We start from the raw sequence: 16088 nt of genomic DNA, 5'->3' as shown, positions 1-16088 counted from the left end.
TATTACCAAACCGTTTAGTGCTACAGACATATTGCAGGCTATAGAGAGGCGGTTAAAGAAGGCTGAAATGAAAAACCAGGTATTCTCCGCTGACCTGAATGGCCTGGGCAAGCTAATGCAACAGGTAACCGGTAAGGAGCTGCTGCTGCTTTCAGAAGGAAGGGATATGAATATGTATAAGAAGAGGCAATATATTTATTCAGAAGGCAACCATCCGTCCTGGTTGTTTTATTTACAGAAGGGAAAGGTAAAGGCTTTCAGACGTAATGAAGATGGTAAGGAACTGATAACCCAGCTATATAACGAAGGTGATTTTTTGGGCTATACCGCACTGTTGGAGAACACGACTTACAAAGATACAGCGGAAGCGATGGAAGAGTGCAAGGTAGCTGTGGTGCCGAGGGAGGATTTTGAGGAGCTGTTATACAGCAATAATGAAGTGGCAGTACAGCTTGCGCGTTTGCTGGCCAGGAATGTGACGATTAAAGAACAACAATTGATCGGGCTCGCTTATAACTCTCTCCGTAAAAAAGTAGCGGAAGCCCTGGTTAGCCTGCAGCAGAAATACAATCCGCATGGTACATCAACTTTTACCATTGATATCAGCCGGGATAACCTGGCTGCTATTGCCGGCACGGCAACGGAGTCGGTTGTACGCACATTGGCGCAATTCCGGGAGGAAGGATTAATAGATGTAAAAAGCGGGGCGGTTGTTATCCTCGATGAAAAGAAACTCTCAAGTATGCTTTATTGAAGCCGTTTATTATATGCACTGTTGTAAAACAACAGCTCACCCCGAATTTCCCATGCAAGTTTTTTGTTTTATCCCAGGATTGACGGCCGTCACTGCAACTGGTGACTTGGCTCATATTTTATATGCCCGGCAGAAAATAATTTAGATGAAGGAAGTTTAATAATAAATCAATTTCTGTCTGGCTTATGTTAACAGAAGCAGAAGGCGGGTATTTTTCCGCAGCGCCCGTTGCACAATTGTATGTCCGGCTTAAGTGTTCGGAAAAAGGATTAACCGCGGAGGAAGCAGCCGAAAGATTAAGGCAGCAGCATAAAATATCCAGGACCGAAAGCCGGTTCAAAAAGGAGCTAAAGCTGCTTTTGCGCCAGTTTTTTAATCCCCTGGTGTTGCTCCTCGTTGTGGCCGTTGTACTATCTGCTTTCCTGAGAGAATCTTCAGATGCATATATCATTTTATTTATACTGTTTATCACCGGCTTGCTCGGTTTCTGGCAGGAGGTAAATGCCGGGCGTGCTTTTGATCAATTGAAGAAGATGATCGAGACGAAGCATACAGTGCTGCGCAACAGCAAAATAGTGGCGGTGGAAACTTCCGGGATTGTTATTGGCGATGTATTGACATTGATTGCCGGGGATATTATTCCGGCGGATTGCCGGATAGTTGAGAGCAATGAACTGCATGTTAACGAGAGCACATTAACCGGGGAGTCGTACCCGGTTGAAAAGCGGGCCGGCGAAGTTACGGATGTGCTTCCATTGGCCCAAAAATACAATTGCTTATGGCAGGGAACCAACGTTATAAGTGGAACGGCCAAGGCCCTGGTGGTGCAAACCGGTAGTAAAACGCTGTTTGGCCAGATGGCGCACAGCCTCACTCAAACACCGGAAACCGCCTTTGAGAAAGGTATCAGGCAATTTGGGTTCTTTCTGCTGAGAATCACTATTATCCTTGCCCTGGTAATCCTGTTGGCAAATCTGTATTTCAGGAAACCCCTGTTTGATGCGGTGTTGTTCTCTCTTGCGCTTGCGATAGGCATGGCACCCGAGCTGCTGCCGGCTATTATGACGTTTGCTATGTCTGCAGGGGCGCGCCGTATGATGAAGAAAAAAGTAATTGTAAAAAAGCTCTCTTCCATTTTTAATTTCGGGGAGATGAACGTTTTGTGCACTGACAAAACGGGTACCATTACAGAGGGAAATGTTACGGTGAAGGACATCGTAGATGTTTATGGTATCAGCAGCAGCAGCGTGCGCCGGTACGCCTGGTTAAATGCCTTTTTTCAGGATGGGTTTCCCAACCCGGTTGACAAGGCAATAGGCGCCCTTAATATCGCTTTAAACGGTTATGAAAAGATTAACGAAGTACCTTACGATTTCATTCGTAAACGGCTGAGCGTTGCCGTCCGCAATGAACGGCAACGTATTTTCATTACCAAGGGAGCATTTAGGAATGTATTGGAAGTTTGCAGCTACGTTCAGCTGAAAAATGGGGACATTGTGCCTGTCAGCAACGAAACCGCCAGGGAAATAAACGAGCGGTTCATTGCCTACAGCCAAAGCGGTTACAGGGTATTGGGACTGGCCATTAAACTGCTGGAAAATGAGAAAATAAGCCGGCATGATGAGCAGCAAATGACTTTTATCGGTTATATCCTGCTCGAAGATCCATTGAAGGAAAGCGTGGCGGCCTCTATTGACAAGCTGGAGAAGCTGCATATCAATGTAAAGATCATTACGGGTGATAACCGTTATGCAGCACTTCATGCTGCGCAGGGAATTGGAATGAAAAGCCCTGTGATCCTCACGGGAGAAGAAATGAATAAATTATCCCCCGAAGCTTTAGTGATCAGGGCAAAGCAGGCCGATGTTTTTTCCGAAATTGAGCCTCACCAGAAAGAACGCATTATTAAATCGTTACAAAAGTCGCATTTCACAGTAGCATACCTTGGGGATGGTATTAACGATGTGGCAGCCATTAACGCCGCTGATATTGGAATATCCACCAGCAACGCGGTTGATGTGGCAAAAGAAGCTGCTGATTTTGTATTCCTGGAAAAAGATCTGGCTGTGCTGGCAGACGGTGTGTACGAGGGCAGGAAATCATTTGCCAACTCTATGAAATATATCTTTATCACTACAGGGGCTACTTTCGGAAATATGCTCAGTGTGGCCTGTGCTTCGCTCTTTCTGCCATTTTTGCCCATGTTGCCCAAGCAGATATTGCTAACTAACCTCATTACTGACTTTCCATTCCTCACCATTGCTTCCGACCGTGTAGATGATGATCAGCTGACCATGCCGGGGCAATGGAACCTTAAACTGATCAGAAATTTTATGATCACCTATGGGTTGCATAGCTCTCTCTTTGATCTCGCTACCTTTTATGTACTCTATTTCCATTACCGGCTATCCGAATCCCCCTTTCAGACAGGATGGTTCCTGGAATCTGTTATTACGGAGATCCTGATAGTTTTTGTTGTTCGCACGCGTAAATTCTTTATAAAAAGCAGGCCGGGAAAGCTACTGGTCATAACAAGCGGTATCGCTTTTTTAGCTGCAATATTCCTGCCGTTGTCGCCCTTTGCAGGCGTCCTGGGATTCTCCGTAGCACATGCCAGGCAGGTGATAGCTATTGCATTTCTCCTGGTGGCTTATATTATAACCGCGGAATGGCTCAAACAATGGTTTTTTGCACGAGCCATCGTCGGTATAAGACAAAGCCAACAGGCAGGGTAAAATTACGGCGGGTCCCACCGTAGCTCCCAGGGAGGCAAAGAAAAAAGCCACTGCAATGGTTTTTGCTCCCATCCCAAATATGCAGTGCCCATTTTTTCATGTGGGAAAGGAGGTTTGCTATTGTTACTTTCAACTGACATTGATCAAACTGGTTTGCCGCCGGTCTGCTAAATCTGGTATTAAACTTTATTGATTAGCAGGATGAAGGTCATCTGGCCTGCTGTTGCTTTAATTCTTAATATGTCCATGCCCGGTATCTGTAATGCGGCCCCTGCAGCAATTCCAGTCGATATTTACCTTAACGCCAAACTGTTTAAGGCCATAAATGTCGGCTTCATAGTACACGAGATAGCTATCCTGGTTTATTACCTGGTTTTCATATTTCCACGAACCACTGGCGCCATAAAAATCTGATGAGGTCCTTTTGAGCAAATGATGCGGTTGTGTGTTTATAAGGTCAAGGAACCCCAGCAGGTCTTCGCCCATGCCCGCCGGAACGCCCTGCTCATAAAAACCGCCTTTTATGGGCTTGCTGTAGTCATAGGTATAGTCTATACTCTGAGGTTCAGGATCATCGGGTATGTTTGTCCTAATACTCGTGACGTTGCCATACTGGTCATATCCATAAATTATGGAACTGTTCCCGGCAAACCAGCCATTTTCATAATAGTTATACTCAGTGTAGTAAGGGGGCCTTGTTGTGCTCCATCCTCCTTCAAGCAGCCATACCATTGTTGGTTGTCCTTTTTCATTCAGGTTGGCTACCATCAGCGTATCATTTTTTTTATTAAGCAGGCATACGCTGTTGGCTGTATAGTGTACCGTACCCTCCCAATGGCGCTTGGTTTCATAGTTGCGGCCAATATAGGCGTCTATATAATTAACACGGCCATCGGCTCCATACGTTTTGTAGAACTTATAATGTTTGGGGTAGATGGTGTCTGCGAAATGAAGATCCCTGCCTACCACCTGCATGAGCTGCGCGCTACAGGTGGTGTCTGCGCAGTGATAATGTGGCCAGTGATCAGTTTTTCTGCAGGTAGTAAGCAACAGCATAAGCGTACTGCCGGTGAGAAGGATGTTGAGCCTAAATAGTGGATGCTTCATAAAAAAAGTTTAAACAGGTGAGCAATTACCGGCAAAAGGGCAGTATTGCGCTGCCCTTTTTGCGGCCGGACGATGTTATCATTTTGATGTATGTATCATTTTGAATGTCTTGTGAATGTTATTCACATCAAGCCGGAGTATATACATGCCGGCGGGAAGATGGGGCGCCTGCCAGTTAATGGTATACCTGCCTGCAGGCAGCACAGCGTTCTGCAGCAAGGCCACTGTTCTTCCCTGTTGATCCAATACCGTTACCCCGACTTTATATTGCCCGGGCAACTCGAACATTATATTAGTGGCATCGCTGAATGGATTAGGGAAGTTGCCGAGCAGCCTGATTGCCGCAATTTCTTCTGCCGACATTGCTGTGGCGCCTTTGGCAGAAGGGGCTGTGACCGTGCTTAGCCGGGTGCCGTTTGACGCAGCATTGAATACAAGGTTTGCCTGCTGCGCGCTATCGTTAGGCAGGCAGGCGCTGAATTCGCTTGTATTATTAGCTGTATCGGTGGCTGTTGCGGTAACCACCTTGCCATAGGGAATGACTACCCCGGGTAATGTAGCAGAAAATGTGGCATTGCCGGCAGCATTCGTAGCTACCGCGTAGCGGCCCAGGAAAGTCTGTCCTTCGCCAAAACCGGTTGGATCGCATTCGGTATTAGAAAAGAATTCGAGGATAAAAGGCGTGTTAGCGGTGCTGTTAAGTGTGCCCCGTATGATGGTGTTTCCCCCATCTCTGCTTATTGCCGTGAGCACAGGGAAATTCTGTAGGTGGTTAGCCCCTTCATCTGCATCGCCCGTATCATTACGGGTTATGCCGTTATTGCCCAGGTCAATGCCCGGCCCCTGGTTAACGAAAATTGCATTCCCGCTTATTAATGTACCGGACATTTTGGTACCCAGTAATACGCCCTTCTTGTTGCCATTAATGGCATTATGGGTAATGGAAGCCCTGGAGCTGTCTTTAAGCAGGATAGCCCCTGTATTGCCAATAATCCGGTTACTGTCAATTTCTGCGGCCGAGCTGCTGTCGAGCACAAGGGCGGTGCCAATATTCCTGATAAGGGTATTATGAAAAAAGCCATGTGCATGGGTCTGTGAATCCCGGTAACCTACCTGCACATTCTTTAGATAAACGGCGGCGCCGGTGTCTCTGTTGCCATAAATATTCAGGTTCTCTATTGCAACCTTAAATACCTGGAGGCTGCGCTTTTCGCCTAGCAGGCGGAGGCCCGCGCCTTGATTCATTGAAAGGTCGCTGCCATTACCAAAGTAAACGATCGCCCTTGCGTCACTGGGAGCGCTCAGTTTTAGATTAAAACCATCTTTACCATTTTCCCGGGCAATTATCTTCAGGACATCGAATGTCAGCATCTGCCGGGCGCGGGCCCCCAGCTCGCCTGAAAAGCCTTCGGCGCCATTGTTCACATAGGCATCGCCATTAATAGTAACAGGGGCTGCAAAATCCGAACGGTATTTAAATCCTATGCCGGCATTTCCCGCCCAGTAATTACTGTCCAGGCGTTTGTCGCCCCTCGAGCCAAACATGATGTCGGCACCGGTTTGGCAGTTCATGGCAGTGTCGCTTGCAATATTCCAGGAAATTATGCTGTTCCGTGATTCAATAATCTGCAGTCCTATATCATTGCCTGTGCACCGGTTATTTCTGAAGTTTACCTGTACTGTTGGGAGTCCTGCCGGAAACCTGAACCTGATGCCGGTCTTCATTTTGCCGGTTACTTTATTTCTGTTAACGTTATAAGTGCCCCGCGATCTAATAACCATATCTATCCCCACAGATCCAATATTTGCAAGTGCATTTCCTTCAATATCGCCGATTTTTCCATTCTGGATAAGAAGCCCGTAATTAAACCCCGGCCCCACATTTTCCAGGCCAATAATGTTATCTGTTGCGCTTATTTCGGATAGGGCGCCTATGACTACTACTGCATTCTTAATGCCCACAATTGTATTGTTCCTTAGGACACCTCCTCCGTTTTGAATCATTACCGTACCTGCCTGGTTAGGCAAAAATTTTCCGCCTATGCTCGCCAACCCAATTAAATTATTACTTAAAAAGGCGCCGGGGTAAAAACCGGTGTTTGGAACCGTATCGCCCACCACGTTGACAGCATATCCCCTGTTACCAGCGATTACACAATTCGCAATAGAAGCAGCCCCTTTGTATGTAAATAGGCCATCTCCTCCGTTCCCCTTGCCGGAGGTTCCTTGCTGATCTGTACCAATGTAGCTATTCCCAACAAAGATATCAACGTCACTGGCAGGCATAACGCCATGCGAGGAGAAACGGGTAATAACAAAATTTTGGATGTCAGACTCAGTTCTTATATCGAACCCTACGGCGCCGGCGCCGGCTTTACTCCCATCCAGCTCTATCAGGCGGCGGTTGCCTGGTCCGAGGTCATTAAGACCATCAATACTCACAGGATAGAGGATGGGAGGTAACGGCCCCAATCCCGTACTGCCTACCGGGATAACTATATTGCCTGTACCGCCAACATCGGGGATGGCAAATTTGATCGTTACATGGGTTACATAGCCGTTAAGATTGACGTTCTCAAGGGCTGCCCGGAAAGTACACTGATCACCCGGTACACGAAGGTTAACGTCGCACCTGCCGTCATTGCCGATTTTACCGGCATTGGGATCACCGGCATCTCCGGGTGTATTTACTACATACGTTCTAAACAGAAATATCTGCGCACGGGCATTTGTAACAGTGAGGATAAAGGACAAGGCCCATAAAATGTAGCGGAACTTACTGCGTAACAGCGCTGCCTGCTGCATAAAATTGGTGGAGTGTACCATTGGTGTCATGTGGTATGTTTTGGGGTGGTTAAATGAGGATGCCGGACTCCGATCATTTATTGGTGTATGGCCTGGGGATCTAGCAATGCCTGGCTGACTGCCTCTGAATAGAAACAGATAAATGGGAAAGTAAATAGTTCCTGAAAATAGGTAAAGGAGCTGGCGTACCGGTTAAGAGGAAAGCTTCCTGCATGTGAATTTGAAGGTAAAGAAAATACAGAATATAAACAAAATAACGCGCTTTACGCAAAGCGCCCCCAGAAGCTAGAAAGCGTCAATATCTTGTGATGAGAGCAATATGCTCATGATCCTGCAATACACCGTTTTTAACAAACAGCACGTCACTCCCTTTTTCTACCGCTAGTCTTAACACCTCGTCAACGGCATCCATTATTATTTGGTGCGCTGTCCTGGGGGCTTTAAGGTAAAGTTTACCGGTTTTATTGTTAAGAAAAGCGGGGCAGGTATAATCTTTTTCAACTATCACCTGCCGGCCCCGGCCATCCTTTAGAGCTGCCCACACGTTCCTGATCCCATTTACAGCATGTTGCTGCCGCTCTTCCCGTATCAACTGCAACATAACAGAATGGTCTTTTTCGTTTATCCATGATTTTACTGCGGGCCACGCCCGCTCTTCAAGCGCTTTTATTGTACCGTTGGCGTAATTGCCGCTAACAGTAGCTATAATATTCTTTTGATGGCGGCTTACTTCCTGCAGCAGAGAGATGTCTTTTTTGGGGCCTGCTATTACCAGTGGCAGCTCTCCCAGGTAATTGGTGAGCAGCCGGTCTGTTTCCCGGTAGAAACTCTTCAGGCGGTTTGCCATTGTTATGGATTTATCCCTTTCAAAGCCTTTTACACCTGCCTGTCCGCCATAGGAACTAACCTTTGCCGGCCTGCTGTACTCGTAATTATCATAGAAATGCCGTGGAAATATGCCGTCTTTTATTTCCTGCAGGGTATTCAGCCGGCCTTTGTAACACTGTACTGTTTTTTCATTCACCTGCAGTACGAAGTAGCCAATAGCATAATGTTCCAGGTACAGCAGCTCGCGGATGGCAAAGGCATCCCCGATGTGCACCTTTTCCTGCACGGGAAAAGGAAATTTTACCAGCTTGCTGTAACCGGGAGATACATACAATCCAATCCCTTCCACTGTAGGGTCGTAATCCCGGGTAAAGCTGTCCAGCAGGGCCTGCAGGGAAGCCAGTAAAGAAGCTGCCTGTTGTGGATGCATATTATGGAGAAAGTCACCTGCTTTTCCAATGGCTTTTCCTGCGAGCAGCAGCGCGGTCTTTTTGTCCGGTTGTTCCTTTTTATACAGCGCTACTATGATAGTTACATAAGGCGGTTGTGCGGCTTTTTGCTGCATAACGCCTGATTCATTTGGAAACATAAGGTTTATTGACATGATACATCAGTTTAAATTAACGGTTTTAACCGTGCTCAATAAACGGTCAGGATGCCAGCCATCCTCCATCTACTGTTAAGGCATGGCCTGTTATAAATGAGGCCGCATCGGAGCATAGCCAAACAACTGCTTCCGCTACCTCTTCCGGTTCTCCAAACCGCCCCATTGGTTCCATATCCGTGAAACGTTGTTCCACCGCCTTGTCTTTCCCGGTAATCCTGTCTATCATAGCAGTTCTTATAACTCCCGGGCATACGGTGTTTATTCGTATGCCGGATTGGGCATTCTCCAGGGCAGCAGTTTTTGTAAGCCCTATCACTGCATGTTTACTGGCCACATAAGCCGGCAGGTTGGGGAAGCCGATAAGGCCGGCTACTGATGCACAGTTAACAATTGCGCCTTTTCCCTGCCTCAGCATGTGAGGCAGTTCATGTTTCATACAAAGCCATACTCCCGTGAGGTTTACGGCAAGAACTTTTTCCCAGTTCTCCCGGGTGCATTCCTGGGTAGCAGCTGAAATACCTTCTATGCCCGCATTATTGAAAGCAAAGTCCAGCCTGCCATAAGTATTGAATGTTCTGTCTATCATGGCCGTAACATCAGCGGCTTTGGAAACGTCGCATTGTACGAAGATGGCATTACCCCCTGCAGCCGTTATCTCTTTCAGCGTTGCTTGTTCTCCATCCTCGATTAAGTCTGCTACCACCACGCTGGCGCCTTTTTTTGCAAAGGCAACAGCGGCAGCGCGGCCTATACCGAAGCTGCCGCCGGTTATAAGGGCCACCTTTCCGTCAAAAATCTTTTCCATGTTATTTTCTTTGTAGGTTAAAGTAACAATGCTGCCAGGGAGCGGTTATAGCAGCAATATCTGATGAGATCAAATTTATTCCAGAGCGAGTTTGCAGCAAATGACCGGCATCAATACCAGGGTTGATAAGGGTCATTTGATGCGGCACGGACTACCATTACTTTGCGACAGGCATATGTATTTACAACTTTTTTTTACAGTTAAATAGCACCGTAATGGCAAACAAGCTTTCTTTTCCGCATCATTATTATCACATGCACATCCAGATTGCGGTAGTAACGCGCTTTATAGAATGGATAGCAGCTTTGGTGACACTTATAACAGCATTCCCGTTATTGATAAGGCTGTGGATGTACCTGCTGACGCAACTATACGAAGTGTTTATACAGTACCAGTACCTGTTTTAAGGTATAAGAAAACGTTGCGCAAAGGGCACAGCTTCCTCCACTCTTATACATCCATGGCTAAAGAAGCGTTGATTGAGCATGAAAAGGCTTTTCCAAGGGGGTATCGTGCAGGTACACACTAAAAGGGCTATGAAATTCGAGTTTAATAATGCCAAGTGAATTATCGCAACCTGTAGCCTGGCGTAAGGTACAGGGGAAATTGCCTGGCCTGAACGACTTCCAGCCGATCTTAGTTGGATCAACTATCCGGCCTTTAAGGTCTAGTACCTGGAACTGGTTTTGCTCCAGGTAGCTGATGTATAGCTGTAGATGGGGCAACAGCTCACGCTCTGCTATACGTTGGGCACGGTCCAGTAAGGGTACAGGATCACTGCTGTTACCCGGCTGCAAAGGGTAGGGGTAGGTGTAGGCTTTTTTCCGGTGACTACCCTTGATGCAAGCACCTGTTTGCCTTGCTCATAGAGCAAGAGATTACAGGAGGGTATGTCTACTACTATTACAGGCGCCTGGCGCTGGCAGCAATATAGCCACCTGAATTCGTTGATAGCCCTGTTCAGCTCTTTGAGCCGAACAGCAACCGGTACATTCAGCGCTTTTAGTACAGCAGGTCGCAGCGTTCCGTCGGATGGCAGGTTAAACATCTGTTGTGATGCTCTTAATTTTCTTACCAGTACCTGGTTTGTCATAACCATGGTACTGCCGGCTTGGTCCAACTGAAGCAAGCGTGCCACCAGTGGGTGATTGGAGGTATCTGCCGCGTTACCTGTTACCTGTACAGCTGCATATCCACTGTCTGCTATGGCATTGTATAATAAGGCAATCTTATTCTTTATGGCTGTATACGCTGGTATAACCGGTTCAAATTCAGCCAGGCAACTGTTAAGGCGCCGTTACTAAGGTAATGAGCCGGCTTCAGACCTATATCGCCGTAGTATTTGGGTTGATAAGATGGTCCGTTGAACTGTACGGGCGGCACAACCATTCGGCCGTAAGCCACGTCGCTAAAGAAGCGGATGGCTACCATCGTGATGCGCATATCTGCAGTAAACGTGTCTTTTTCCATATTCAGCTCCGTCAAGGCCAGCGTGATAGCGGGTTGATAGTCCTGCTGATCCAGGCCCAGGAAAGGTGTTTGTGCTATATATGCCAACCGCTGTTGAAGGTGTTGATGGTTATCCTGAATACAGCAGATAGGAAATGAAAGACTGCAGTAAATGGGAGGGAGGCTATTACCAGTAGCTACAAGGGCATTACCAGTACCGCAGCACCCTTTATTTTGCCGCTGCGCAGCTGCGATAATGCTTCATTGGCCTGGTGCAGCTCAAAAAGCTGAGTTGTAGTTTTGACAGGTACCTGTGGCGCCAGTTGCAGGAAAAGGTTGCCGTCTTCCCGCGTGAGATTGGCTACGGAATGGATGGTTCGCTCCTCCCATAGCAAGCGGTAGGGGAAAGAGGGAATGTTGCTCATATGGATGCCGCCGCAGATCACCTGGCCACCTTTATCAGTGTTTGTGAGGGCCTTAGGTATCAAAGCCCCGTCAGGCGCAAATATAATGGCGGCGTCCAGCGCCTGGGGAGGCGTTTGCAGCGAATCTCCCGCCCAAACAGCACCCAGCCTCATGGCAAAGGCCTGGGTAGCGGTATCGCCCGGGCGTGTAAATGCATAGACCGTTTTTCCCTGGTAAACAGCCACCTGTATAATAATGTGGGCAGCTGCCCCAAACCCGTAAATGCCGATGGTTTGGGCTTTTTCCATAACCATGCGGTAAGAGCGGAAGCCTATCAGGCCGGCACATAACAGCGGCGCGCCGGCGGGGCTGGCATACAACGCAGGAAGCAAAAAGCAGAATTGTTCCCAGGCTACCGTATAGGTAGCATAACCGCCGTCCATTGTATATCCTGTAAAAACTGCGCGTTCACAAAGGTTTTCCCGGCCATTACGGCAATACTTGCATTGACCGCAGGTATATCCCAGCCAGGGTATTCCAACGGCATCACCAGGTTTCAGGCGCGTTACTCCACTGCCTGTTTGGGCTACTACCCCTACGATTTCATGCCCTGGTATTAGCGGCAGTTTGGGCTGCGTTAGTTCCCCGTCCAGAATATGCAGGTCTGTTCTGCAAACGCCGCAGGCAAGCACTTTTACCAGCACCTGGTCCCCGGTGGGGACCGGCATGGGAAGGGCTTTAAGTGTCAACGGCTGCCCGGGCTGATCAAGAACCATTGCCAGCATAGTGGAAGGCGGGGAAGAGAAAGTGTTTTGCTGCATAAGCACAATAATATGTACAAGCAATCCTAAAGTTACGACAATAGGATATTGCCGGTTTAATGCAACAGGCGGGTTAAATTCAGGCGGCGGTATGCGGAAATATGGTCACGTATAAACGTAGTTATTCTATCCTGCTTTTAGCGCTTAATATGTTGCTGATTGTTTTAATGAGTAAGCAATACAACTTTGGTATAGCGGGGCAAATGCCAGCGTGTGCGGCCCCTGCATTAGTACATAGCTGCATGCTGGTATAATCATTGTGCTGGCACTGACACATTATTACTGTATGTATTTACGGCCGAAAGAAACACTTACTGATCAGGAAGTACAAAGGGGCTTACAGCTGGTAATTGGCGATGGCCTGGCAGCAGAAGCTATGACCACCTTTACAGGCGGAGCCTTCCTGGTAGCTATGGCGTTGCTGTTAGGCGCCACTAACTTCCAGATCGGGTTGCTGGCTGGCATACCTACATTTACCAATCTTTTCCAGCTATTATCCATATGGCTGGTGCGGCGCTATAATAACCGCCGTGCTATAGCAGTGCTGTGCTCTGTATTAGCCCGCTTTCCGCTGCTGATAGTGGGCACCCTGGTGCTGGTATTTGCCACGGACATGTCGATCAACGTGATTATTTTTTTCCTTGTATTTTATTATTTCTTTGGTTCTGTTGCCGGTCCCAGCTGGAATTCATGGATAAAAGACCTGGTGCCGGAAGCCTCCATGGGCGCCTATTTTTCCCGCAGGAGCAGCTATACCCAAACATTAAATGTGGTGCTTAGCTTTAGCGTGGCGCTGGCGGTGGATTACATAAAAAAGCATTACCCGGCTTATGAGTTATTTACCTATGCCATCCTGTTCATAGCAGGCGGCACTATCGGCATTATCGGTGCTTTTATATTAAGCATGGCGCCCGAACGCCAGTCTTTCCTGGCCAGGGAAAACATTTTCCGGCTATTAAAGCGCCCGTTGCAGGACAGCAATTTCCGCAGCCTGCTGATATTTAATTCGGCCTGGGTATTTGCGCTGAACATTGCAACGCCGTTTTTTACCGTGTTTATGCTAAAGGGGCTTGGCCTTTCGCTTTCCTATATTATTGCACTATCAATCCTGAGCCAGCTAAGCAGTATATTAACGATACGGGTTTGGGGCCTGTTTGCCGACCGTTACAGTAATAAAACAATTATTTTCATTAGCGCGCCGCTGTATATTCTGACCATTTTTGCGTGGTGTTTTGTGGGTATTTATACCCGGCAGTATGCGAACCTGATATTGCTGGCCATTATTCACATATTTACCGGCATCTCCACCGCAGGGGTTAACCTATCGCTGACCAACATTGGCTTAAAGCTGGCCCCCAGTGAAGACGCGGTTGTATACCTTTCCACCAAGAATATTATTACGGCCTTCTTCTCTTCCATTGCACCGCTTATCGGCGGCTCCCTGGCCGACTTTTTCACCAAACGCCACCTGGTTGTAGATGCAACCTGGGTTGGTCCGCACAAACAAAAAACCCTGCACCTGGTAGCGCTGCACGACTGGAACTTTTTGTTCCTGATAGGCGCGTTGCTTGCCATCCTGGCACTGGAGCTGTTAAACCTGGTGCGGGAAAAGGGCGAAGTAGACAAGAATGTGGTGGTGCGTATTATGCGCAGCAGTATAAAAAGTAATCTTAAGGATTACTTCCTGATCGGTAACCTGATAAACTGGGGAGAACACCTGCGGCAGGTGATCCGGCGGAGAGTACCGGGCGGGGAGCGGGGGTAGGGATGGGGAGTATATACCGTTAATGCCGCTGCTGCATCTTTAAATGCTAAAATCAAAGCTTTTAGAAATGCGATGAGAAGAGTAAGAGGCGGTATTACATAAAGTGCGTCAGAATTGTTACAGGTTAAATTTCAACTGTCATTTAAGATAATAGATAATTGAGCCAGTGTTTGGTTTCAGTTGTGTACAGGTTTATTCACTTGGCACAGATATTCTCCTGGATCAGGAATAAAAGCTTCATCAGGGCGTCTTCAGATTGGAAGGCGCCTTTTGATTTTGTAACAACCCTCAGCTGCGATGGTGGCCCTCGATGATGGGTGTATACATGATACGGTGAATGCCCTTATTGTACTGAAGTAATTGCTATGTTGGGCAGTTTCTACGCCGGATTTAATGACAATAGGATCGCTGGCCCCAATTGGGGGCCGGCTGGTCCACGCTGGGTTTTGCCTGCTCATAGGTGGTAGCCTTAGACTCCTTGCAGGTCCTTCATAAAGGCTTTACGTCTTTATAGGACAGGTATTTCCGGGAATTCCGTATCTGTGTACCATATAGCGTTGAGCTTCTGTTTTCGGGAAAGAGTTTTGCAGATGAGATCTCAGCTCCGGGAAAAAAACCGGTAAAAACGTTAAAAGAGAAAGACTACGGTAAGTGTGCCATGCCTGTTCAGGCGCTTTATATGGCTCAGCGCCCTGAGGACACTGGCGATAGAACAATAATCTATCCATTTGTTTTTTCTAGTATTTCTATAAAAACGATAAATATTTATTGTTTATCAATAATTATTTATTACTTTAGTGGTAGAATCTAAATTCATAAAATCATTATGAAAAGAATTTCAATAACATTTCTTCAGGCAGTCGTCGTGCTTATCGGCATTGTAGCACTTGCCATTTTAATTCGGTTTCCCTTAACCGAAGGAAGAGCTGCAAACTTAGACTTGTTTAGTATTTACTTTGACCCGTTCATCCTGTATGGATACGCCGCATCAATAGCTTTTTTTGTTGCGCTATACAAGGCGTTCAAATTATTGGGATATATCGGACAAAATAAAGTATTCTCATCAAACGCTGTTAAGGCTTTAAAGAGCATAAAGTATTGTGCGATCGTACTAAGTGTTTTAATTGTGGTAGCAGGACTATACATAAGGATATTCCATAATAAAGAGGACGACCCTGCAGGCTTTCTTGCCATATGTATCGTGACTACTTTTGTTTCTGTTGTGGTTGCAACTGCTGCGGCAATATTTGAAAAAATATTGCAAAATGCCATAGATATGAAATCTGAAAATGACTTAACAATTTAAGCTATGCCAATTATTGTAAACTTAGACGTGATGATGGCAAAGCGAAAAATTTCTCTAAATGAGCTTTCTGAAAGAGTTGATTTGACATTATCAAACCTTTCTATTTTAAAGACCGGGAAGGCAAAAGCAATTCGTTTTAGCACATTAGACGCAATATGTAAGGCGCTAGACTGCCAACCGGGCGACATTTTGGAATATGTAAATGACGAAAAAGGAACAATGAAGGGCTAATAAACTGACGAAACTAAAACTTCACCAGGTCCATTTGTTTTTTATAATTCCCCGGGGACATACCGGTGATCTTTTTAAATATTTTAGAAAAGTAAAACACATTTTCAAAACCGGTCTGTGTTGAATTTCAGCATAGGTCATCTGGGTGGTTACCATCAGGTATTGAGCCCGCTCGATCCTTTTTTCATGGATATACCTTACAGGCCTTTCCCCGGTGTGCTGACAAAAAAGGCGTGAAAAATAGTCGGTATGAAGGTTCGCTCTTTTCGCCAGGTAGCTTACCGATAGATTCTGCGAGCACAGCAATTTTTAGCGAGCTGTTAAAAAAACAGGATAGAAATTTTTATAAATGAAAAATATGCTTACTTTTGCATCCCGTCAGTAAAAATACTGGCATACCGGTTCGGGACGTAGCGCAGCCCGGTAGCGCATTCCGCTGGATGCGGAAGGGTCCATAAAGTTCTTACAAT

General features: G+C 46.7%; 13 protein-coding genes and 2 pseudogenes. 6 read left to right on the top strand and 9 right to left on the bottom strand.

Features of this window, described 5'->3' with window-relative positions; translation table 11 throughout:
- Both VFS25_RS06805 and mgtA read left to right on the top strand, forming a co-directional pair.
- Nucleotides 1-754 (top strand): Crp/Fnr family transcriptional regulator (locus tag VFS25_RS06805; RefSeq protein WP_326461375.1); only part of this gene is annotated, 754 nt, incomplete at its 5' end.
- A gap of 185 nt (nt 755-939) precedes the next feature.
- A complete protein-coding gene (gene mgtA, locus VFS25_RS06800) occupies nt 940-3489 on the top strand; it encodes a magnesium-translocating P-type ATPase (RefSeq protein ID WP_326461374.1) in 2550 nt (849 codons plus the stop codon).
- A 228-nt stretch (nt 3490-3717) separates the two neighbouring features.
- On the opposite strand, the gene VFS25_RS06795 is transcribed toward mgtA, so the two are convergent.
- The 4 genes from VFS25_RS06795 to VFS25_RS06780 all read right to left on the bottom strand — a co-directional run bounded on the left by VFS25_RS06795 (nt 3718) and on the right by VFS25_RS06780 (nt 9641).
- The gene (locus tag VFS25_RS06795; RefSeq protein ID WP_326461373.1) at nt 3718-4596 is read right to left on the bottom strand and encodes a hypothetical protein; all 879 of its coding nucleotides are present in this window, start codon (nt 4594-4596) and stop codon (nt 3718-3720) included.
- Nucleotides 4597-4674: 78 nt separating this feature from the next.
- The gene (locus VFS25_RS06790) at nt 4675-7431 is read right to left on the bottom strand and encodes a right-handed parallel beta-helix repeat-containing protein (protein WP_326461372.1); all 2757 of its coding nucleotides are present in this window, start codon (nt 7429-7431) and stop codon (nt 4675-4677) included.
- A gap of 265 nt (nt 7432-7696) precedes the next feature.
- Nucleotides 7697-8833 (bottom strand): hypothetical protein, encoded by a 1137-nt coding sequence (locus tag VFS25_RS06785; RefSeq protein WP_326461371.1) that lies wholly within the window; start codon nt 8831-8833, stop codon nt 7697-7699.
- Between the two features lie 46 nt (nt 8834-8879).
- On the bottom strand, nt 8880-9641 hold the full coding sequence (locus tag VFS25_RS06780) for an SDR family oxidoreductase (RefSeq protein ID WP_326461370.1): 762 nt from the start codon (nt 9639-9641) through the stop codon (nt 8880-8882).
- Nucleotides 9642-9856: 215 nt separating this feature from the next.
- On the opposite strand from VFS25_RS06780, the gene VFS25_RS06775 reads away from it, so the two are divergent.
- Nucleotides 9857-10048 (top strand): hypothetical protein, encoded by a 192-nt coding sequence (locus VFS25_RS06775; protein WP_326461369.1) that lies wholly within the window; start codon nt 9857-9859, stop codon nt 10046-10048.
- A gap of 332 nt (nt 10049-10380) precedes the next feature.
- On the opposite strand, the gene VFS25_RS06770 is transcribed toward VFS25_RS06775, so the two are convergent.
- From VFS25_RS06770 to VFS25_RS06760, 3 genes are all read right to left on the bottom strand, one after another.
- The gene (locus VFS25_RS06770) at nt 10381-10734 is read right to left on the bottom strand and encodes a L,D-transpeptidase family protein (protein WP_326461368.1); all 354 of its coding nucleotides are present in this window, start codon (nt 10732-10734) and stop codon (nt 10381-10383) included.
- Between the two features lie 143 nt (nt 10735-10877).
- Nucleotides 10878-11198 (bottom strand): hypothetical protein, encoded by a 321-nt coding sequence (locus VFS25_RS06765; RefSeq protein ID WP_326461367.1) that lies wholly within the window; start codon nt 11196-11198, stop codon nt 10878-10880.
- 89 nt (nt 11199-11287) lie between these two features.
- On the bottom strand, nt 11288-12316 hold the full coding sequence (locus tag VFS25_RS06760; RefSeq protein WP_326461366.1) for a zinc-dependent alcohol dehydrogenase family protein: 1029 nt from the start codon (nt 12314-12316) through the stop codon (nt 11288-11290).
- A 286-nt stretch (nt 12317-12602) separates the two neighbouring features.
- Between VFS25_RS06760 and VFS25_RS06755 the strand changes: the two genes are divergently transcribed.
- The 3 genes from VFS25_RS06755 to VFS25_RS06745 all read left to right on the top strand — a co-directional run bounded on the left by VFS25_RS06755 (nt 12603) and on the right by VFS25_RS06745 (nt 15618).
- On the top strand, nt 12603-14081 hold the full coding sequence (locus VFS25_RS06755; RefSeq protein ID WP_326461365.1) for an MFS transporter: 1479 nt from the start codon (nt 12603-12605) through the stop codon (nt 14079-14081).
- Between the two features lie 826 nt (nt 14082-14907).
- The gene (locus tag VFS25_RS06750) at nt 14908-15387 is read left to right on the top strand and encodes a DUF2975 domain-containing protein (RefSeq protein ID WP_326461364.1); all 480 of its coding nucleotides are present in this window, start codon (nt 14908-14910) and stop codon (nt 15385-15387) included.
- A gap of 3 nt (nt 15388-15390) precedes the next feature.
- Nucleotides 15391-15618, top strand: a complete 228-nt coding sequence (locus VFS25_RS06745) for a helix-turn-helix transcriptional regulator (RefSeq protein ID WP_326461363.1) — start codon at nt 15391-15393, stop codon at nt 15616-15618.
- Between the two features lie 13 nt (nt 15619-15631).
- Here the strand turns inward: VFS25_RS06745 and VFS25_RS25330 are convergent.
- Both VFS25_RS25330 and VFS25_RS25325 read right to left on the bottom strand, forming a co-directional pair.
- Nucleotides 15632-15727: pseudogene (locus VFS25_RS25330) on the bottom strand (AraC family transcriptional regulator); the annotation flags it as partial.
- Between the two features lie 20 nt (nt 15728-15747).
- Nucleotides 15748-15924 (bottom strand): annotated as a pseudogene (locus tag VFS25_RS25325) (helix-turn-helix domain-containing protein); the annotation flags it as partial.
- Between the last annotated feature and the right edge of the window lie 164 nt (nt 15925-16088).

It is taken from the genome of Chitinophaga sp. (assembly GCF_035761305.1).
GTDB lineage: Bacteria > Bacteroidota > Bacteroidia > Chitinophagales > Chitinophagaceae > Chitinophaga.
The sequence above is the reverse complement of the archived record's forward strand: the minus strand, read 5'-3'. Positions and strand labels throughout refer to the sequence as shown.